At 68.4% G+C, this 19,492-nt stretch carries 16 protein-coding genes and 1 pseudogene; 6 read left to right on the top strand and 11 right to left on the bottom strand.

Annotated features, from left to right (window positions below; all coding sequences use genetic code 11):
- Positions 1–43: 43 nt before the first annotated feature.
- The 6 genes and pseudogenes from NUG20_RS18520 to NUG20_RS18545 form a co-directional block, all read right to left on the bottom strand.
- Positions 44–3,148, bottom strand: coding sequence for an efflux RND transporter permease subunit (locus NUG20_RS18520; protein ID WP_263395881.1), 3,105 nt, complete (start codon positions 3,146–3,148; stop codon positions 44–46).
- Positions 3,145–4,320 carry an efflux RND transporter periplasmic adaptor subunit gene (locus tag NUG20_RS18525; protein WP_263395882.1) on the bottom strand — a complete coding sequence of 392 codons (1,176 nt, stop codon included), beginning with the start codon at positions 4,318–4,320 and terminating at the stop codon, positions 3,145–3,147. The genes NUG20_RS18520 and NUG20_RS18525 overlap by 4 nt, the downstream gene beginning before the upstream one ends.
- Before the next feature lie 194 nt (positions 4,321–4,514).
- Positions 4,515–4,601: pseudogene (locus tag NUG20_RS18530) on the bottom strand (type I methionyl aminopeptidase); the annotation flags it as partial.
- A 191-nt stretch (positions 4,602–4,792) separates the two neighbouring features.
- Positions 4,793–5,713 carry a pirin family protein gene (locus tag NUG20_RS18535; protein WP_263395883.1) on the bottom strand — a complete coding sequence of 307 codons (921 nt, stop codon included), beginning with the start codon at positions 5,711–5,713 and terminating at the stop codon, positions 4,793–4,795.
- A 17-nt stretch (positions 5,714–5,730) separates the two neighbouring features.
- Positions 5,731–6,141, bottom strand: a complete 411-nt coding sequence (locus NUG20_RS18540) for a DoxX family protein (RefSeq protein WP_263395884.1) — start codon at positions 6,139–6,141, stop codon at positions 5,731–5,733.
- Between the two features lie 107 nt (positions 6,142–6,248).
- Positions 6,249–6,857 carry an isochorismatase family protein gene (locus NUG20_RS18545; RefSeq protein WP_263395885.1) on the bottom strand — a complete coding sequence of 203 codons (609 nt, stop codon included), beginning with the start codon at positions 6,855–6,857 and terminating at the stop codon, positions 6,249–6,251.
- Positions 6,858–6,972: 115 nt separating this feature from the next.
- Between NUG20_RS18545 and NUG20_RS18550 the strand changes: the two genes are divergently transcribed.
- The 3 genes from NUG20_RS18550 (at position 6,973) to NUG20_RS18560 (ending at position 10,177) form a co-directional block, all read left to right on the top strand.
- Complete coding sequence (locus NUG20_RS18550; RefSeq protein ID WP_263395886.1) at positions 6,973–7,836, top strand: LysR family transcriptional regulator; 864 nt, start codon at positions 6,973–6,975, stop codon at positions 7,834–7,836.
- A 408-nt stretch (positions 7,837–8,244) separates the two neighbouring features.
- On the top strand, positions 8,245–9,288 hold the full coding sequence (locus tag NUG20_RS18555; protein WP_263395887.1) for a Gfo/Idh/MocA family protein: 1,044 nt from the start codon (positions 8,245–8,247) through the stop codon (positions 9,286–9,288).
- Positions 9,281–10,177 (top strand): TolB family protein, encoded by an 897-nt coding sequence (locus NUG20_RS18560; RefSeq protein ID WP_263395888.1) that lies wholly within the window; start codon positions 9,281–9,283, stop codon positions 10,175–10,177. The genes NUG20_RS18555 and NUG20_RS18560 overlap by 8 nt, the downstream gene beginning before the upstream one ends.
- Positions 10,178–10,548: 371 nt before the next feature.
- Here NUG20_RS18560 and map read toward each other — a convergent pair whose 3' ends face one another.
- A complete protein-coding gene (map, locus tag NUG20_RS18565) occupies positions 10,549–11,325 on the bottom strand; it encodes a type I methionyl aminopeptidase (protein ID WP_263395889.1) in 777 nt (258 codons plus the stop codon).
- A complete protein-coding gene (locus NUG20_RS18570; protein WP_263395890.1) occupies positions 11,322–11,534 on the bottom strand; it encodes a ParD-like family protein in 213 nt (70 codons plus the stop codon). The genes map and NUG20_RS18570 overlap by 4 nt, the downstream gene beginning before the upstream one ends.
- A 200-nt stretch (positions 11,535–11,734) precedes the next feature.
- On the opposite strand from NUG20_RS18570, the gene NUG20_RS18575 reads away from it, so the two are divergent.
- Positions 11,735–13,207, top strand: coding sequence for a sensor domain-containing diguanylate cyclase (locus tag NUG20_RS18575; RefSeq protein WP_263395891.1), 1,473 nt, complete (start codon positions 11,735–11,737; stop codon positions 13,205–13,207).
- A 561-nt stretch (positions 13,208–13,768) separates the two neighbouring features.
- Positions 13,769–15,058 (top strand): FG-GAP repeat domain-containing protein, encoded by a 1,290-nt coding sequence (locus NUG20_RS18580; RefSeq protein ID WP_263395892.1) that lies wholly within the window; start codon positions 13,769–13,771, stop codon positions 15,056–15,058.
- 185 nt (positions 15,059–15,243) lie between these two features.
- Here NUG20_RS18580 and NUG20_RS18585 read toward each other — a convergent pair whose 3' ends face one another.
- A complete protein-coding gene (locus NUG20_RS18585) occupies positions 15,244–16,194 on the bottom strand; it encodes an AraC family transcriptional regulator (RefSeq protein WP_263395893.1) in 951 nt (316 codons plus the stop codon).
- A gap of 99 nt (positions 16,195–16,293) precedes the next feature.
- Between NUG20_RS18585 and NUG20_RS18590 the strand changes: the two genes are divergently transcribed.
- Positions 16,294–17,043: an SDR family oxidoreductase gene (locus NUG20_RS18590; RefSeq protein WP_263398538.1), complete on the top strand. Its 750-nt coding sequence runs from the start codon at positions 16,294–16,296 to the stop codon at positions 17,041–17,043.
- 203 nt (positions 17,044–17,246) lie between these two features.
- Here the strand turns inward: NUG20_RS18590 and NUG20_RS18595 are convergent, their stop codons facing one another.
- Together NUG20_RS18595 and NUG20_RS18600 are read right to left on the bottom strand one after the other, a co-directional pair.
- On the bottom strand, positions 17,247–17,678 hold the full coding sequence (locus tag NUG20_RS18595) for a SymE family type I addiction module toxin (RefSeq protein WP_263395894.1): 432 nt from the start codon (positions 17,676–17,678) through the stop codon (positions 17,247–17,249).
- Positions 17,679–18,492: 814 nt separating this feature from the next.
- On the bottom strand, positions 18,493–19,446 hold the full coding sequence (locus NUG20_RS18600; protein ID WP_263395895.1) for a RelA/SpoT domain-containing protein: 954 nt from the start codon (positions 19,444–19,446) through the stop codon (positions 18,493–18,495).
- Between the last annotated feature and the right edge of the window lie 46 nt (positions 19,447–19,492).

Below are 19,492 nucleotides of genomic sequence, written 5' to 3' on the forward strand. Positions count from 1 at the left end.
CGGCCGCGGCCGGCACCGCCCGCACCGGGACCGCGCGCGCCGCTCATGCGCCGCTCCCGGCGGCGCCGCGCGCGGCAGCGTCCGCCCGCCCCTTCAGCCGCGCCTTGGCCGCTTCGATGGCGTCGTCCATGTAGCTGTAGGCGACCGGGATCACCAGCAGGCACAGCACGGTCGAGGTGATCAGCCCGCCGATGACGCCGATCGCCATCGGCGACCGGAAACTGGGATCGGCGCCGAGGCCGATGGCGATCGGCAGCATGCCCGCACCCATGGCGATGGTGGTCATGACGATCGGGCGGGCGCGCTTGCGGCAGGCGTCGACGATGGCGGCCAGCCGGTCCAGCCCGTGATCGCGGCGGGCGATGACGATGTAGTCCACCAGCAGGATGGAGTTCTTGGTGGTGATGCCCATCAGCATGATCAGGCCGATCATCGACGGCATCGACAGCGTGGAGCCGGTCGCCAGCAAGGCCACGAACGCCCCGGGCACCGACAGCACCAGCGCCACCAGCACGGTCAGCGGCTGCGCGAAGTCCTTCAGCAGCAGCACCAGCACCATGTAGACGCACAGCACCCCGGACAGCATCGCTATCGCGAAGCCAGTCGCCAGCTCGCCCATCGCCTCGGCATCGCCGGTCGCGGCCACCGACACGCCCTTGGGCAGGGTGCGCAGGCTCGGCAGCGCCGCCGCGGCGGCCTCGACCTCGCCCAACGGCAGGCCGTTGAGTTCCACGCTCAGATCGACGTTGCGGGTGCGGTCGTAACGCGTGAGTTCGGAAGGCCCGCTCAGGATCTGCAGGTCCGCCACGCTCTCCAGCGGCACCGGCCCGCGCGCGCCCGGCACCGGCAGCCGGCGCAGCGTGTCCAGATCGTCGCGGCCGCTGTTGGCCAGCCGCACCACGATCGGCACCTGGCGCTCGCTCAGGTTCAACTTCGCCAGCGCCTGGCTGTAGTCGCCCGCCGTCGCCACCCGCAGCGTTTCGGCGATCGCCGCCGAGGTCACGCCCAGGTCGGCGGCGCGGGCGAAATCGGGACGCACCACCAGCTCCGGCCGCACCAGGCTGGCCGATGAGGTCACCGCGCCGATCCCGGGGATGCTCCTGAGTTCGCGCTCCACGCGGCTCGCGTGCTGCGCGAGCAGTTGTCCATCCTCGGCCGCCAGCACCAAGGCGTAGCCTTCGCTGCTATCGCCACTGCCGACGCTGACGCGTGCGCCCGGCAACAGCACCAGGTCCTCGCGCAGCTGGCTTTCGATGGCTTGCCTGGTCGCACCGCCGCGGTCCTTGCGCGGCGTCAGGTTCGCGGTGAGCACGGCGGTGGTGACGCCTGCCGCAGGCCCGCCGCCCTCGTCCGGATCGGACGACGCGGCCGGCGCGCCGATGGCGGTGTACACGGAGACCACGTGCGGATGGGCAGCCAGCGTGCGCCGCGCCTGCTCGGCCAAGGCGCGGGTCTCGGCCAGCCTGCTGCCCGGCGGCAGCGACAGGGTGACCTGGGTCTGGTCGCCATCGTCGGCGGGGATGAATTCGCCGGGAAGCTGCAGCGCGATCGCCAGCCCGCCTAGCACCAGCAGCGCCGTCGCGCCCAGGGTGGCGGCGCGGTGCCGCAGGCAGGCGTGCACCCATTGCAGATAGACCGCGATCCACTTCGGGCTGGCGGGCGCATGCTTCGGCGCCTTGAGCAGATACGCGGCCATCGTCGGCGTCAGCATCCGCGCCACCACCAGCGAGAAGAACACCGCGATGGCCGCGGTCCAGCCGAACTGCACGAAGTACTTGCCCACCACGCCGCCCATCAGCGAAGTCGGCAGGAACACCGCGATCAGCGTGAAGGTGGTGGCCACCACGGCCAGGCCGATCTCGTCGGCGGCCTCGATCGCCGCGCGCATCGGCGGCTTGCCCATCAGCAGATGCCGCTCGATGTTCTCGATCTCCACGATGGCATCGTCCACCAGCACGCCGATCACCAGCGACAGCGACAGCAGCGAGACGATATTCAACGAAAACCCCAGCAGGTACATCACCGCGAAGGTCGGAATGGCCGATAGCGGCAGCGCCACCGCGGCGATCACGGTCGCGCGCCAATCGCGCAGGAAGAAGAACACCACCAGCACCGCCAGCACCGCGCCTTCCAGCAGCAGCGTCATCGATCCGCGGTAGTTGTCCACGACCGGATCGACCGAGTTCACCGCCTCGGTGAACTGCATTTCGGGATGCGCGGCTTTCAGCTCCTGCACGATGGCGCGCGCGGCATCGGCGACATCGATCTCGCCAGCGCCGCGCGCCCGCAACACGTCGAACCCCACCGCGGGGCGACCGTCGAACAGCGCCAGCGAGCGCGGTTCCGCGGCCGTGTCGGTGACCGTGGCGAGCTGGTCCAGGCGCACCCGGCGCCCATCGCCCAGCGACACGTCCAGCGCCGCGATGTCGTCGGCCGTGGCGACGGTGGCGATGGTGCGCACCGACTGCTCCGCGCCGCCCACTTCCACGCGCCCGCCGGACGCCTCCTGCTGCAGTTCGCGCACCTGCGCGGAGATATCGGCCGCGGTCGCGTTCAAGGCGAGCAGGCGGTCGGGATCCAGTTCCACGCGCACTTCCCGCGTCACCCCGCCCACGCGCGACACCGCACCGATCCCCGGCACCGCCAGCAGCCGCTTGCGGACCAGGTTGTCCACGAACCAGGACAGCGCTTCGCCGTCCAGCCGCGTGGAGGTCACCGTGTACGTCAGCACCGGCTTGCTCGCCAGGTCCACCTTGGTGATGACCGGGTCGCGCAGGTCCGCGGGCAGGTCGGCGCGCGTGCTCGACACCGCGTCGCGCACGTCGTCCATCGCCTCCTGCACCGGCTTGTCGAGATGGAACTCGGCGGTGACGGTCGCGGTGCCGTCGGTCAGCGTGCTGGTGATGTGCTTGATGCGCGGAATGTTCGCCAGCGCGTCCTCGATCTTCCGCGCCACGTCGCTTTCCAGCTGCGGCGGCGAGGCGCCGGGCAGTTCCGCGCTCACCGTGACGATCGGGAAATCGATGTCGGGGAAGCTCTGCACCTTCATCGCCAGGAATCCGCCGATCCCGGCGAGCGTCAACAGGATGAACAGCAGCGACGTGGCGACCGGATTGCGGATCGACCAGGTGGACACATTGAGGCTCATGGCGCGGCCCCGCGCGAGGCCGCCGCAGTCGGCCGCGCGGGATCGGCGGCGGCGCTGCGCCCGGCGCTGCCGGCGCCGCGCACCACCCTGACCGTGTCGCCCTCGCTCAGGAAACTCAGCCCCGACGCGACGATCGCCTCGGCAGCGGCCAGCCCGCCGACGATCTCGATGCGCTCGCCCACGCGCCGCCCGACCGCCACCTTGGTCAGCATGACGCTGGACTCGGGATCCAGGCGCATCACGTAGTGGAAGCCGTCGCGCAGCACCACCGCGCCCTGCGGCACGGTCAGCGCCTGGCTCGCGCCGACTTCGATGTGCCCGCGCGCGAACGCACCGGCCTGCAGCGCGCGGCCGGGCGGCAGATCCACATAGACCAGGCCGGTGTGCGTCTGCGCATCGATGGCCGGCGCGACGATCCGCAGCCGGCCCTCGATGGGCGGCTGCCCGTGCACGGCGATCACCGCGCGCTGCCCCGGGGCCAGCCTTGCGATGTCCGCCATCGCCACGGTCGCCCGCCATTCGAGCCGGCCGTCCTGGATCAGGCGGAACAGTTCCTGTCCCGCCGGCATCACCGCGCCGACCGTGGCCGAGCGCGAGGTGATGATTCCGTCGCCGGGCGCGAGCACCCGCGTCTGCGCCAGCCGCAGGCGGTGCCGCGTCTCGATCGCCTGCGCCACGTCCAGCCTGGCCAGCGCCGTCCTGGCCGCCACGACCAGCTGATCGACCTGCTGGGTCGACATGGCGCCCGATTTGTCCAGTTTCCGCGCGCGTTCGGCATTGGCCTGCGCCTCCCAGGATTGCGCCTTGGCCTGTGCCACCGACGCCTGCGCCTCGGCCAGGTCGGCGGCCACCATCTCCGGCGCGAACTGCGCCAGCAGCTGGCCGCGCCGCACCGTATCGCCCACGTTGACCTTCACCTCGGTGAGGCGCAGGCCATCCACTTCGGTGCCGACACTGGCTTCCTGCCACGCGGCGATGTTGCCGCTGGCCGGGATGCGCACGGGCAGCGTGGCCACCTGCGCCGTCGTCATGACCACGGACAGCACGGGCACCGGCGCTGCGGCGGTTGCGTCGGCCTGGCTGTCGCTTCCGGGTTTCACGGCCACCACCACCAGGGCAATGGCAATCATCAGGACCACCGCGCCGATGGGCACGATTCGGCGTTGCTTCATTGGGATTCCTTCGCTTGTGGCGCGCTTGCCGCTCGGCCCGAGAGGGGGCCTGCGCCGATCATCGGCCGCGAATGTCGCGGAAATGTCGCGCGCGGTCGCGGCCGGCGGTCGTCAGCAAAAGCTCAGAGCGATCGCAGTGCTCGATGGCGCAAGCGGTGGCGCCGCGCCTGCGCGAGAGTCGCGCAGCGGCATGCCAAATAAGCGGTGCTGGAATCGGCGATATCGCCATTCTTCTCCAGAGTGATCTCCAGGGTGACGATCAGCACGCTGCGCAGCACGTCGAGGCCGGAGAGGCGGCCGCGCTGCACGAAGGCACGCCGGCTGGCGCGCCGAACTACGCATGCGCAACGCGGCGGTACGCCCGACGCGTCCGCCGTGACGCCGCACCCGGCCCGCAGTTCCTGCGCGGTGGCGAGGCGGGTGCATTTCATCTTGCGCACGCGCGCCGCCACCGATGACGCAGGCGCTTACCTCACTTGAACACCGGGATCGTCCCGGACGCGGTGCTGCGGTCGCCCGCGGCCTTCAGCTTCCGGCCCAGGTCGCGGATGCGCTGCTCGCCGGCCGCGAGCGCCTGCGCCGAGGTGTGCACCGAGTAGTTGCCCATGTGCAGCGCATGCGGATGCGGCACCGCCGAGCCGAGCACGAACACCGCCGGCTCCTGCCCGCGCGCTTCCAGCGCGATCGGCGCGCCGTCGTCGGCGAAGATCACCATCTCGCCACGCGACACCGGCGCACCGGCATCGAGCGCGCCACTTGCGAGCGCCAGCCACGCCACCTGGTGGCCGGCCGGCGGCTGGTAGACCCAGCGCTCGCCCGGACGCAGCGTGACCAGCAGGTAGTTGATCCCGTCCGGCGCGTCGATCGGGCTGTGGATGCCGTCGTAGTGGCCGATCACCACGTGCGCGGGCCCGGCCGTGGCCATGTCCTGCGCTTCGACGTAACGGCTCTGCGGTTCCGAGGTCTCCAGCGCCGCCGGCAGCGCCAGCCACAGCTGGAAACCCTGGATGTGCGACGCGTCGGGCGGCGGGGTCATCTCCTTGCCGTGCCACACGCCGATCCCGGCGCGCATCCATTCCACGCCGCCGTAGCCGATCTCGCCGCGGCCGCTGCCCGGGTCGTCGTAGCGCATCGTGCCTTCGGTGAACACGGTGACCGTGGCGATGCCCGAATGCGGATGCAGCGGCATGCCGGCCATCGCCTGCAGGGTCGGGCCCTGCGCCTCGAAGATATCCAGGAACACGAACGGCTTCAGCGCCTGGCCGAGATCGGACGGGCTCATCAGCCGGGTGATGGGACCTGCGCCATGGCCGCGGGTGCGGTACACGATGGCACGCAGCGCCGCAGACGCAGGCGTGGCGAGGGGAAGAACCGGGGTGGACAGGGTCTGCATGGCGTGCGCTCCCGCGTTCATGCCGGACGCGCGGTGCGCAGCACCGTCGCGAAGTGGCCGCGATGCAACCAGGCGACCGTGGCGGTGACCAGCATCAGCACGATCGCCGGGATCGGGCTGCCGCCGATCACGAACAGGTGCACGCCGGCGGCCACGAACATCATCGCCGCCAGCCAGGCGCCGGAGAACGCGACGGTGGCCGGCAGCAGCAGCGCGATCGCGCCGATCACCTCGATCACGCCGGTGACGATGCGGAACCACTGGCCGAGGCCGATGTGGTCGAACACCTCGACCATCATCGGCACGCCGGCCAGCTTGGCGCCGCCGGCCGCCAGGAAGGCCGCGGCGGCGAAGACCCGCAGCGTCCAGGACAGGCCACGGGTGAAGCGCCCGGACGGCGCGTGGTTGGGAAAGGAAGAGGTGGTCATGGTGTGCGGTCTCGATGGAGTGTGAAGAGGAATAGCGATGCAGCGGGCGCTGCCGCCATGCCGATGCGGCGGTGCGTTGGCGCGCACCGCCGCAGGCATGCGCAGGCTCAGCGCGCGGCCAGCGCCTGCAGTTCCGGGACGTACCAGGCGAACAGTTCGCGCGCCTTGTCGGCCAGCGGGGATTTCCAGTCGCGGAACAGTTCGGTCCACAGCGCCAGCGCCGTGGTCGGCACCGCGCCGGCCGCGGTCAACCGCTCGATCGCGGTGCGGTGCGCCAGTTGCGACATGCCGCCGACCGCATCGACCACGAACATCGCCTCGTACCCGTCGCGCAGCGCGTCCACGACCGGGAACGCCAGGCAGATCTCGGTGTACAGCGCGCCGAACACCAGCCGCTTGCGGCCGGTGCGTTCGATCGCCGCGCGGAAGGCGCCGTCTTCCCATGCGTTCATCGAGCTGCGGTCGATGACTTCCACGCCCGGCAGTTCCTCCAGGATCGAGGCGCGGGTCGGCCCGTTGACGCCCATCTGCACGCCAACGGTGCTCAACACCACCGGGATGCCGAACGCCTTGGCCGCCTTGATCAACAGGCGCACGTTCAGATCGATCGTCGCCGCGTCGGTCTCCGAACGCACGTGCTCGAACATTTCCTTCTGGTAGTCGATCAGGACCAGGGCCACGTCTTCCGACCGCCACACGCCTTTGCTGTTGCTCATTGCCGTCTCCTCGGTGGCCGCCGGGATGGCGACCTTGGAGCAGACTTTGACGTTCCCCATTCCGGCATACTAGCCACACAAACCGGCATTCCGTGTCGCAGAAACAGGAACACTCATGGACATCGAGGATCTCCGCACCTTCGTCGAGGTGGCCGATGCCGGCGGCGTGTCGCCGGCCGCGCGCCGCCTGGGCCTGGCCAAGTCCATCGTCAGCCGCCGCCTGCTCCGGCTCGAGGAGGAACTGGGCACCCAGTTGCTCGCCCGCACCACCCGCGGCGCGGCCGTCACCGAGGCCGGCGCCACCTTCCGCGAACACGCCGCGCGCATCTGCGCCGAGATGGACGTGGCGCGCGAGACCATCTTCCCGGCCGGCGACCTGCGCGGACGCCTGCGCATCGCCGCGCCGCTGACCTTCGGCCCCACCCACCTGGCGCCGGTGCTCGCCGAACTGGCGCGCCGGCACCCCGCGCTGCACGTGCACACCTGCTACAGCGACCGCTACATCGACCTGGTCGCCGAGGGCTTCGACTGCGCCATCCGGCTCGGCTACCTGCCCGACTCCAGCCTGGTCGCGCGCCGCGTGGCGCCGATGCGCGGCAGCCTGGTGGCCACCCCCGGCTACCTGCGCGAGCACGGCGAACCGGACACGCCCGAGGCGCTGCTGGCGCACGAAGCGCTGATGCAGGGCACCGAGGCCTGGCGGCTGACGGACGGCGACAAGACGATCACCCTGCACCCGCGCGGGCGCTTCAAGGCCGACAACGGCGTCGCGCTGACCGCCGCCGCCCTGGCCGGGCTCGGCATCGCCGCATTGCCGGATTTCCTGATCGCCGACCACATCGCCTCCGGCGCGTTGGTGCGGGTGCTGACCGACTACCCCCCGTCCGCGGTCGGCCTGTACGTGGTCAGGCCGCCGGCCGCGCACCCTGCGCGCAAGATCCGCGTGCTGACCGACCTGCTGATCGAGCACTTCGGCTGAGGCGCATCCTGCGTCGGCGCGATTCGTGCAGGTGCACAGGTGCGCCCGAAGGCCGATGGCGAACTACGCGCAACCATCGATTCGCAAAGCTGCTGCACTGGATCGACGCCGCGAGCCCACGGTTGAACTGCCGACGCTACAACGTGAGCGGCGGCATGCTCGCGCAATCACAAGCCACATGGACACGCACCCTTTCGCAGCACAGGCGGTGCATCGCGCGCAGGTGCGATCGACAACGCTCCACCTAGTATCGCCTGCAGCGTTTGCCTGCGACAGCAAGCAACCATCCAGCCGATGGAGCCGGCTCCACCACCGTCAGGAAGGCGCGATAACGGCAGCGCAGATCGGCTAGGGTAAAACCGCGCGTTTGCTACGATGCGCCGACTTGGAACCGCACAAGCAACGATCATGGCGCCAATGAAGTTTCCCGAACCCGACCTGTTTTCCCCGGGTCGAGGCGAGCCATCCCTGCGCTGGGGCGTGCTCGGCCCGGGATCGATCGCGTCGGCGTTCGTCGACGCGCTGCGCAGCCACACCCGGCAGCGGCCATTCGCGGTCGCCTCGCGAAATCCCGAACGCGCCGACGCCTTTGCCAGGACCTGGGGGCTGCAGCGCGCGTACGACAGCTACGAGGCGTTGGTCGAGGATCCCGAAGTCGACATCGTCTACGTTGCCACGCCCCACAGCGAGCATCTGGCGAATGGATTGCTGGCCTTGCGCGCGGGCAAGCATGTGCTGATCGAAAAGCCGATCGCGATGCGCGCGGACGACGCGCGCCTGCTGGTTCGGGAAGCGCGCGAGCGCGGGCGTTTCCTGATGGAGGCCATGTGGAGCCGGTATCTTCCGCACACCTCGGTGCTGCGGAAGTTGCTGGCCGACGGCGCGATCGGCGACGTGCGCCATGTCTTTGCGGACTTGAGCCAATTGGGCCCCAGCGACCCCGCGCATCGCCTGCACAAACCGGAACTCGGCGGCGGCGCGCTGCTCGACCTCGGCGTGTATACCGTGCAGCTCTCGTCGATGATCCTGGGCGCGCCCACGGCCATCGCGGCGAACGGCGCACTGACGGACGCCGGCGTCGACGCGTTTTCCACCGTGGTGCTGGCTCATGGACGGCACGCGCAATCGACACTGATCAGTTCGATCGTGGCCCGCAGCAGCTCCACTGCCTATGTCACCGGGACGGGGGGACGCATCGACCTCGGCGGGTCGTTCCACAATCCCACGACGCTATGCCTTGCCGGCAACGACTACGCCAGCGAGCCCTCGGTGTGGAAGGATCCCACCGGCATCGAGGGCTACGGCGGCCTTGCGTGGCAAGCGACAGCGGCCGCACGCTACATCGGCGAAGGCCGCACCGAGTCGCCGCTTCATCCGCTCGACGAGGTCATCCGGATCATGGCCACGCTGGACGCGGCGCGGGCGCAACTGGGCGCCGGCAGCGGTGACTGACACGCCAGGCGGTCGCGTCCTGCAGCCATGGCAGCGTTGCGAAGTCTGGATCGCGGATGTGGTGGAAGGCCGATCCCGGCTCGCCTTTGCAACGCAGGAGATTCTGCTCGAAGCGCCGAACTGGCTTGCGCACGAAGACGCGCTGCTCCTGAACGGCAACGGCCGCCTGTTCCGGTTGTCGTTGTCCGACGCGCGCCTCGGCCCTGTCCCCATCTCGGGGATTCCGCCGATCAACAACGACCACGTGGTCGATCGCGCAGGGCGCCATGTCTATCTCTCGGCGGACGATGGCCACCTCTATCGTGCGCCAGTGGCCGGGGGCGCCGCCACGCGGATCTCGGAGGCCGCCGACATGATGCACTTCCTTCATGGCATCGACCCTGCCGGGGCGCAGTTGGCCTTCATCGGCGTGCACCGCGGCGGGACGCCTGGCGCGCAGCAGGCGCAGGTCCACACCATGTCCACAGCAGGTGGCGGCTACCGCCAGTTGACGCATGGCCTCGGTCCCGCGGACGGCTGCGAATACAGCCCGGACGGACAATGGCTCTACTTCAACACCGAAGCGTTCGACGGCCGCATGCAGATCGCACGCATGCGCGCGGATGGGAGCGAGATCGCGCAATTGACGTTCGACGATTGCGCGAACTGGTTTCCCCACATGTCGCCGGATGGAACCAAGCTCGTCTACCTGGCGTTTCCTCCCGGCACCCAGGGCCACCCGGGCGACGTCTGGGTGGAGATCAAACGGATCGACCTGCCCGAGTGGCGATCCGGCAAGACCCTCGCGCGCGTCTACGGCGGACAAGGCAGCATGAACGTCAATAGCTGGTCCGCGGACGGCAGGTTCTTCGCGTATGCCGCTTATCCGACCGCAGGCATGCAGGCGTAGCGCTTCGGCGCCGAGAACGGAAATGACGCGACGCTTCGAGCGCTGCGCGATGCAGTGCGCGGCGGCGCCCCCCTGCGCGAGGCGGCCTGCCTGGCGTTTTCCCGGTTCAGCGCAGGCATCCGCTGCGGCCATCCCTCTCCCGACTTTCGCCAACCGAGCCGATCCTGCATGCCCTGTTGAGCGTGTAGGCCTGTGCCGTTCCAGTTCGTGCGACTGGACGGACGCATCGTGGTCGCCCGCAACGGCGGCGTGCCGGCGCGTCTGCCCCGCGACACCATGTCGTCGGCGCCACGATGCGGGAGTCCGATGGTGCACGCGCCAGCTTCCGACAAACCGGCATACGCCCCGCCCCGCCCCGCACCGCACCCGCATCAGTCGATCCGACAAAGCGGTTTCTCATCGCACCGCAACGTCAGCACACGCACCCCTGTGCGCGTCACCGCCACCGTGTGTTCGAACTGCGCCGACAGCTTGCCGTCGCGGGTATGCACCGGCCACTGATCCGGCTCGGAGCGGATCGCCGCCCGGCCCTGGTTGAGCATCGGCTCGATGGTGAACACCATGCCTTCCTGCAGTTCCAGCCCGGTGCCGGCATGGCCGTAGTGCAGGATCTGCGGATCCTCGTGCATCTCGCGGCCGATGCCGTGCCCGCAATACTCCTTCACCACGCTGTAGCCGTGCTCGCGTGCATGGCGGGCGATGGCGTGGCCGATGTCGCCCAGCCGCGCGCCGGGGCGCACCGCGGCGATGCCTTTCCACATCGCCTGGTAGGCCGTCTGCACCAGCCGCCGCGCCGGATAGGCGACCTCGCCGACCAGATACGTGGTGCTGGAATCGGCGATGTAACCGTTCTTCTCCAGGGTGATGTCCAGGTTGACGATCTGCCCGCTGCGCAGCACGTCGTCGGCCGCGGGCACGCCGTGGCAGACCACGTCGTCGATCGAGGCGTTGAGCACGAACGGGAACCCGTACTGGCCCTTGCTGGCCGGCCGCGCACCCAGCTCCTCGACGATCATCCGTTCCACGAAGTCGTTGATCTGCAGCGTGCTGCGGCCTTCCAGCGGCAGCTGGTCCAACGCGTCGAACACCTGCGCCAGCAACCGGCCGGACGCGGCCATCAACGCGAGTTCGTCCGGCCGCTTGATCACGCCCGCCCCGGCTTCAACGCCTGCGGCTGCACCCCGGCCGCGCGCAGCTCGCGCGCCACCAGGTCCTGGAACGACAGCTCCGGGTGCATCTCGCACAGCATCCCGATCCTGATCCAGAAGGTGGCCTGCGCATTGATCGAGCGGCTGGTCACCGTGCAGGCGCGGCGCAATTGGTCGTGCAAGTCGTCGTCGATGTTGACGATGCCCATGTCGGCTCTCGAGGGAAGTTATGCATGGATCATATACGTTTCGTATATGCCCAGCAATCGGCCACCACGGCCGCGAGATCGCCTACCCTCTTCCAGCCAAGCGTTGCCGCACATGCCCGCGGCGCGGCGCCAAGGAGGCGCCGCCAATCGCGGCACAGGGATTGCAGTGCCTAGTCCATAGCCCCGAGCGGCAGGCGGACATGATTGCAGGCAAACACCGAAGGTACCTGGTCCAGCGCGTCGCGCTGCACCTGTTCGTCACCGCGGCGTGGGCGATGCTGGTCGCGTCCGAGTACTCGTCCCTGCGCGACGCCCGCACCACCGCATTGCGCACCGCGCAGACCAGTTCGCTGAATCTGGCCAGCTCCCTCGCCCAGCACACCAGCGACTCGTTCGCGATCGCCGAGACCGTGCTGTCGGGCATCGCCGCGCGCGTGGAAACCGGCAACACCGAGCCGAAGGCGCTGCACGCGTTCCTGGTGGAAGAAGCCAACCGCTCCGACCGCGTGCACGCCATCTTCGTCTACGACGCCGACGGCAAATGGGTGAACTCCTCGCTGCCGGGCGGGCCCAGGCACCACAACAATTCCGACCGCGCCTACTTCAAGCACCACCAGGCCCAGAACGACAGCCTGGTGTTCGTCGGCCACCCGATCCAGAGCCGCTCCGACGGCTCGTGGATCGTCACCTTGACCCGGCGCATCAACAATCCCGACGGCTCCTTCGGCGGCGTCGTGCTGGCCAGCATCCGCGTGGAGTACTTCAAGCGCTTTCACAGCACGTTCGATGTCGGGCAACGCGGATCCATCGCCATCATCCACGACGACGGCACCATCGTCTCGCGCCACCCGGGCGACGAGAGCCTGAGCGGCACCAGCATCGCCGGCACCCCGATCCACCGCACGATGCAGGAACTGCACCGCGGCTGGGTCATCAACGTGTCCCCGCTGGACGGCGTGGAGCGCATTTCCGGATTCGCCCAGGCCCGCCCGTATCCGCTGTCGGTGCTGGCCGGCGTCTCCTCCAACGAAGTGCTCGCGCCATGGCGCGCCCTGGCCGTGCGCCGCTCCATCATCACCCTCATCGGCTGCGTCCTGTTCGTCGGCCTCGGCATCTGGCTGGACCAGCAACTGCGGCGCATGCACGCCAGCGAAACCAAGCTCAGCACCGAGGCCTGGATCGACCCGCTCACCGGCATCTACAACCGCCGCGGCTTCGACCACAAGCTGCGCCGCGCGCTGCAGCAGAGCGAAGCCGGTCACCTGCCGGTCGCGCTGCTGATGATCGATATCGACCACTTCAAGCTCTACAACGACACCTACGGACACGTGAACGGCGACGCCTGCCTGCGCCAGGTGGGCCAGGCCCTGGCCTCCTGCGCCCTGCGCCTGCACGACGCCGCCGCCCGCTACGGCGGCGAGGAATTCGCCATCGTCCTGCCATTCACCGACCAGGCCGGCGCCGAGAAACTGGCCGAGCAGGTGCGCGCCGCGGTGCACGCACTGGACCTGCCGCATGCCTCCAGCCCGACCAGTTCCCAGGTGACGGTGAGCATCGGCGTCGCATGCGCGAGCATCGAGGACCAACGCTGGTCGGCCGCGGACCTGGTCGGCAAGGCAGATGCTGCGTTGTACCGGGCCAAGCAGGCGGGGCGGGATCGGGTTTCTGTGTAGGGCGGGCCCGACGAGCGGCGGTGGAAAATCTACCGAGCTGTGACGACAGAAAGCGATATGCCGAATACACGAACCCCAGCGACACCTGGGCTGGTGGACACGTCATTCCCTGCCTCCGACCAAGGCACTGGCAGCCAGGCATGCACGGCACAGCAGAACAAGCTGCCGTTGCAACCCACGCGCTGCCATCGGCGGCAAATTCCGTTCGAATGCGTTGCGGAACGGTGCCGAAGATGACGGTCGCCAACGCGAAGTCCCCCCGGCAAAGGTAGCGTCAGGTGCCGGTCGCACACGGACTCCACAAGCACGGAACGTCAGCTCCGTGCGTGCACGCAGACGTGCGGGGAACGCAGGCACGGTTCCGCCGCGGTTGATTCCTGCGTTGCATGCAGCATTTCCAGAAGAGAAGTGGATGCCACTGGACTCAGCAGGCAAATGGCGCCTCCGCCGTGGGTACTCGAGCGCGCTCCAGCCGCTCGTCAACCTCCTTGAGGACGGTGTGACGAGCGACTATGGTGGCGCTAGCACGCATCGCCATTCGACCAGGGAGCCTCTGCCTCGATGAACAGATCGCGCACGACACTGGGTGCCGCCCTCCTTTGCTGCCTGGCCTCTGCCACGGCATCCGCGCAGGGGCAGGCGCCCAGCCCCTACGTCGACGTGACGACCACGCACGTGCCGCAGGCGCCCGACCTGCATGCGGTGGACGCAACGATGATCGACGTAGACCGCGACGGCGACCTGGACGTGGTCGTCGCCGTCGAACACGGCGCCAACGTGCTCTACCTCAACGACGGCAACGGCAAGCTGACATGGAAGCCAGGCGTGTTCGGCGACACCCCGAACGACAACGAGCACGTGCGCGCCGCGGACTTCAATGGCGACGGCATCATGGACGTGATCTTCGTCGCCGAAGCCGACGAAGTGCACAACCTGTTCTTCGGCGACGGCAAGGGCGGCTTCGTGCCCATGAACCCGCGCCTGCCGCGCACCAGCCAGGGCAATGGATTGGCGGTAGGCGACGTCAACGGCGACGGCCTGCCGGACATCGTGGTCGGCAATACGCCCGAGGACAAGCCCGGCCCGGCCCGCAACTTCCTGTGGCTCAACGACAGCAAGCGCCCGGGGCACTTCATCGACGCCACCGCCACCCACCTGCCGGCCAGCGACGACCACACCCAGGGCATCGCGCTGGCCGACATGGACGGCGATGCCGACCTGGACATGGTGGTCGCCAACCAGTCGCCCCCCAATCGGCTCCTGCTCAACGACGGCAAGGGCCGGTTCGTCGATGCGAGCGACCGGCTCGAGCTGCCGGTGCCGCTGGAGACGCGCGAGGTGCACGTGTTCGATGCCAACCGCGACGGCCACCCGGACATCGTGTTCTTCAACCTCACCAGCAACAACGGCGGCTGGGACAAGGACCCGCAGACGCGCCTGCTGATCAACGACGGCAAGGGCCGCTTCAAGGACCAGACCGGCAAGCGGCTGCCCGCCCACCGTTTTTCCAGCTGGGGCGGCACCGTGGTCGACTTCAACCACGACGGCGCGCCCGACCTGCTCGTCAGCGCGATCCAGGTGCCGGGCTTCGTCCCGCTGCAGGTGCGCGCCTGGCAGAACGACGGCCGCGGCAACTTCGAGGACGTCACCCTGCAGGCGATGCCCAGCGCCACCGTGGGCCGCGGCTGGAGCATGGCCCAGGGCGACCTGGACGGCGACCGCAAGCCCGACATCTTCATCGGCGGCTGGCGCTCGCAGGCCCGCCTGCTGCTGACCGACCGCGCGAAAGTCGGCGCGCAGAAGCCTGCGGCGTCGCCGGGGCAGCCCTGCCAATCGTGCCCTCAGAAGTGAAGTGGGGGGTGCTGCGCCCGACGCGCGCATCGCGAAAAGCGAACGGACGCACGCGGTAGCATCGATGCGGCCACTGGCGGCGCGACCCTCATCCCTCACCGACCGTCATCACGATCTTGCCTTGGACGTGCCCTTGATCGGCGCGTTTCGTGCGCTTGCCGCGCCTGGGGCGACACGAAGAGCAGCTACTCCCTGTCCTCGACTCGATCGGAGACCGCTGCTTGGCTGCGCGTGCTGCCGCGACCGCTTGCGCGCGCGTACTGCGTCGGCGGCTGTCCGACGTGGCGCGCGAACGCGACGCTGAAGGTGCTCGCGGAGCTGTAGCCGACGCGCTCGGCGATGTCGGCGATGCCGAACTCGGTGCGGCGCAGCAGGTCCTTGGCCAATGCCATGCGCCAGGCGAGCAGGTATTCCATCGGTGCCATGCCCACGGTGCGGCCGAAGCGCTCGAAGAACGCCGAGCGCGACAACGCGGCTTCCTTCGCCAGCGCCACCACCGTCCATGCGCGCGTGGGCTGTTCGTGCATCGCGCGGATCGCCGCGGCAAGGCGCGCATCGGCCAGCCCGCGCGCCAGGCCCGGCGACGCCCCCGTGCCGGCGGCCGAGCGCAGCGCTTCGATGAGCAGCACTTCCAGCAGGCGCGCCAGCACCACCTCGCGCGCGGGCCGCGCCTCGCGCGACTCCTCGCTCACCAGGTGCACCAGCGTGGCGAGTCGTTGCTCGCCGCGCACGCAGACCAGTTGCGGCAGCAGCGAGACCAGCAGCGCCGCATCCGGCGAGCCGAAGCTGCAGTGGCCGGCCAGGATGCGCAGGTCGGTCGGGCCCTCTTGCGCGCCAATCCGGAACAGCCCGGGCCCTAGCGCGGTCGGCATGGTCTCGACCGCGCCCTCGTGCGGCACAAGGCTGGACATCGTGACCACGTAAGCCGCAGGGACGAGGACGAAATCGCCCGCCTGCAGCACGATCGGCTCGCCGCCATCGAGCGCCAGCCGGCAGCCGCCCTCCAGCACGGCGCAGTAGAAGGGCTGGCCGGCGTCCGAGCGCCGGATGCGCCAGGGACCTGCGCCGACCACATGCTTGGAGAACCGGGCGGTCGGCTGCAGCAGCGTGACCACCTCGGCAAGAGGATCCACCATCGCTGGACGCTCGCAAACGAATCAAGGACTCTGAATCGTAGCGAGTACGGCGGCGGCAATCTATCGTCGCTGCATCGTCCACCCATCGAAGGAATCCCCTTGAAGACCGTCCTGATCACCGGCTGCTCCTCCGGCTTCGGCCTGGAAACCGCACGCCACTTCCTCGCCCGCGATTGGCGCGTGCTCGCCACGATGCGTACGCCGCAAGAAGACCTGCTGCCGCCCTCGGAGCAGGTGCGCGTGCTGCCGTTGGACGTCACCGACGCGCAGAGCATCCGCGCGGCCGTCACGGCCGCCGGTCCGATCGACGTGCTGGTCAACAACGCCGGCTTCGGCGCGCCCGCGCCGTTCGAGTTGACGGACATGGAGACCGTGCGCGCCCTGTTCGAAACCAACACCTTCGGCACCATGGCGGTCACGCAAGCGGTGTTGCCGCAGATGCGCGCGCGCGGTGCCGGCGTCATCGTGAACGTCACCTCCAGCGTCACCTACAAGCCGCTGCCGCTGGTCGGCATCTACCGGGCGGCCAAGGCGGCCGTGAATGCGTTCTCCGAATCGCTGGCGGGCGAACTCGAGCCGTTCGGCGTGCGCGTGCGCATCGTGCTGCCCGGCTCTTCGGGCGAGACGCGTTTTCGCGACACCGCCCGCACCCGCCTGCGCGGCATGGACGATGCGATCTATGGCGACTTCATGCGCCGCACCATCGCGCGGATGGCCGAATCCACCGGCCCGGGAACGCACATGCAGGACGTCGCCGACGCCGTATGGCGCGCGGCGACCGATGCCTCGACACCGCTGTACCTGCCGGCCGGAGCGGATGCCCTGCAGTGGGCGGCAGAGGCACGCTGAGCCAGCGACCGCGCCGGGCGCGTCCGCACGACGCGCCTGGCGGTTCCCGTATTTTCTGGAGATTACCAAGCGGTGTCGTCGACATGCTGCGGGCGGTCAACGACATCGCTGGGAGGCAAAGGATCTGCCGGTCGGCAGGGAGCGGGGAACGCCTGCTGCGCCCCACATTGCTCCCCGGCACCTGTCACACCAGGGCCAGGCGGCTACAGCGCCGCAGTGGCGCCGCGCCGTGTCTTCGCCGCAGGCGGCGCCGCCGGCTCGGCCGTGATCAACAGGGCGCCATTGGCCATCGTGATCCGCACCTTGCCGCCCACCGCAAAGCCGATGCCTTCCAGCCACAGGCCATGCAAGCGCAGGCTGGGCACCTGCCGCCCGACCCGCATGCCATTGCGATCCACATCGTAGTAGCGATAGCCGATGGTGCATTGCCTCGGCCGGCGCGGGACCGAGCGCCTGGGCGCGGCGACCTTTCCGGTATCGGGGCACAACGGCGGCGCCGACGCCGCACCAGGCAGCGGCTCTGCGGCAATCGCATCCAAGGGGTCGGGGGATTCGAGCTTGAGCCAGCAGGCAGGCGCCTTGGTGGCGCGGTGGGTGGATGCGCTCTTCGAGCGGACGGAAGCGTTAGTGGGCATGACGTTCTCCTTTTGAGTAGGAGTCCGCCATCGCGAGACCAATCGGGGTGGCGGACGGTGCGGGTTGGTCTACCGGTCAAAAGGCAACCCGGCGGGCCCGAAGGCCCCCACGCACCGCCCGCCATTGAAGAGCGAGCAGGCCCGACGCAATGTCGAGGCAACAAAAAAGCGCCTGACATCGACGAAGGGCGCTGGTGCGCCATTTGATTTCGGGAGACCAATCCCGGCTGCGGAATTTGCCGCAACGGCTAATGATTTCTCGATCAAGGAAGGTTGTCAATACGAAAACGCGGCATATTCGTAGACACTTCCTGGGCTATTCCGGTTTAGACACAATGGATTCGCCCGCTCAGAATCGTCATCATCTATGCAGACGAGCCATTAGGTGTTGCTGCAGTTAATATGCGCTCGATGAGGATCGATTATTTCCGCGCGCTATGCGCTCACACCGGCGCATAGCCTTGCGCGGGGTGAAGAGTGGCATTTGTGCCTACGCGTGCAGCAGGTTCTCCTGCTATGCCAGAAGGCTTCGTCATCGCCTTTTTTGCAATCCCCGCACGGGATTGCGTGAGGCTCGCGGCGGTGGGCTTAAGTACCGCAACCAGCGAGGGGACGACGCCGCTGCGTAACATGCACACTGCCGCCGCGGCCTGAGCGGCCAACGAACTGGAACCGCTGCACGTGCGCACGCTCAAGCTTAGCTACTGCTCACAGTCGAGAGGTCCCTTCGTTCAAGCTGTATTGCGTTCCTATCGATGGACACTAGGGCATGTCGGTAGATGCACTCAGCCAATCTCCCGCTTGCACTGTGGATTTAATCATCATCACTACCTAGCGCCTGGCGAAGCCGTACCCTGGTCCGCCAGCGTCCAACCTCAATGCAGAGACGATCGAGCTTCACTCGAAACGCTGTCGCGTCTAGAAAGTAGTTTGGATAGGCAGTTCTGAGCGACCGTACGTCACCGCCGCGAACCAAGACAGTATCGAGCGGCTCTCCCGCTGCAGCTCGTGTCTCGTAGTATGCATAGAGCGCATTTACCCGACTCTGTTCGGAGTCAGAAAACGAATAGGTATTGAGCCTTCGCTCGGCGGTATTCAGCACCACAACGTGCCAAGCTGCGGCCGCGCGTCCGGTAGTATGGATCTGGTCCGCCGCGACCGTGTATCCACGAAGCCGAGCACGAACGCCCAGTGCCCGCTCCGCGTCGTATAAAGCCTCCATAATCGCGCGGCGGCTGACCCCCGAGTAGGCACTGGGCGGCGCGCGACCTTCCTCATGCGCGAAATATGCACTGGCGAGTGCAAAGAATTCCCCCCAGCCTGCCTGCGGTCGGCCGGCCTTGATCGCCTGTTGCATGAATGTATCCACTGTTTCGACCGCAGTTGCCCAGACGTGCTGGAGCTTCGTACGGATCTGCAGTTCGACGTGGAGGCCGTTGTAGGCGGATGCGTTCGATGACCGATATCTATATTTAAGGTGCAGGCTTCTATAGCCGTCGATTTTCGGATTAGCGATGTAGTCATCGACCCCGCGAAGCTCGTGCCGAAACCGCGAGGTCTCGTAGTTCTCGCGGATGGTGGCGATAGCGCGCGCGTCATGGACGACTGCCCGCAGGCCTGCGATGTCTTGCATCTGCTGCAAGTTCATATTCGGCTGGCGCTGCAGCTTGCCCAGGATCGAGGGAAGTCGTTTCAGCCGCTCGCCCACGACAGCATCAACATCCAATCGTCGCAATTTGTCGCGGAGTGTTGCCTGGAAGGTATTCAACGGGTAAGCATGCGCGGCCCGCCAGTTGTTCACCACAGCCAGAGCG

The organism is Xanthomonas sp. CFBP 8443 (genome assembly GCF_025666195.1).
GTDB lineage: Bacteria > Pseudomonadota > Gammaproteobacteria > Xanthomonadales > Xanthomonadaceae > Xanthomonas_A.

Excerpts from the sequence above, each read along its gene's own strand:
- NUG20_RS18520 (WP_263395881.1), bottom strand. The coding sequence starts at position 3,148 with ATGAGCCTCAATGTGTCCACCTGGTCGATCCGCAATCCGGTCGCCACG.
- NUG20_RS18595 (WP_263395894.1), bottom strand. The coding sequence starts at position 17,678 with ATGCCCACTAACGCTTCCGTCCGCTCGAAGAGCGCATCCACCCACCGC.
- NUG20_RS18535 (WP_263395883.1), bottom strand. The coding sequence starts at position 5,713 with ATGCAGACCCTGTCCACCCCGGTTCTTCCCCTCGCCACGCCTGCGTCT.
- NUG20_RS18575 (WP_263395891.1), top strand. The coding sequence starts at position 11,735 with ATGATTGCAGGCAAACACCGAAGGTACCTGGTCCAGCGCGTCGCGCTG.
- NUG20_RS18545 (WP_263395885.1), bottom strand. The coding sequence starts at position 6,857 with ATGAGCAACAGCAAAGGCGTGTGGCGGTCGGAAGACGTGGCCCTGGTC.
- NUG20_RS18570 (WP_263395890.1), bottom strand. The coding sequence starts at position 11,534 with ATGGGCATCGTCAACATCGACGACGACTTGCACGACCAATTGCGCCGC.
- NUG20_RS18580 (WP_263395892.1), top strand. The coding sequence starts at position 13,769 with ATGAACAGATCGCGCACGACACTGGGTGCCGCCCTCCTTTGCTGCCTG.
- NUG20_RS18555 (WP_263395887.1), top strand. The coding sequence starts at position 8,245 with ATGGCGCCAATGAAGTTTCCCGAACCCGACCTGTTTTCCCCGGGTCGA.
- NUG20_RS18585 (WP_263395893.1), bottom strand. The coding sequence starts at position 16,194 with ATGGTGGATCCTCTTGCCGAGGTGGTCACGCTGCTGCAGCCGACCGCC.
- NUG20_RS18550 (WP_263395886.1), top strand. The coding sequence starts at position 6,973 with ATGGACATCGAGGATCTCCGCACCTTCGTCGAGGTGGCCGATGCCGGC.
- NUG20_RS18540 (WP_263395884.1), bottom strand. The coding sequence starts at position 6,141 with ATGACCACCTCTTCCTTTCCCAACCACGCGCCGTCCGGGCGCTTCACC.
- NUG20_RS18525 (WP_263395882.1), bottom strand. The coding sequence starts at position 4,320 with ATGAAGCAACGCCGAATCGTGCCCATCGGCGCGGTGGTCCTGATGATT.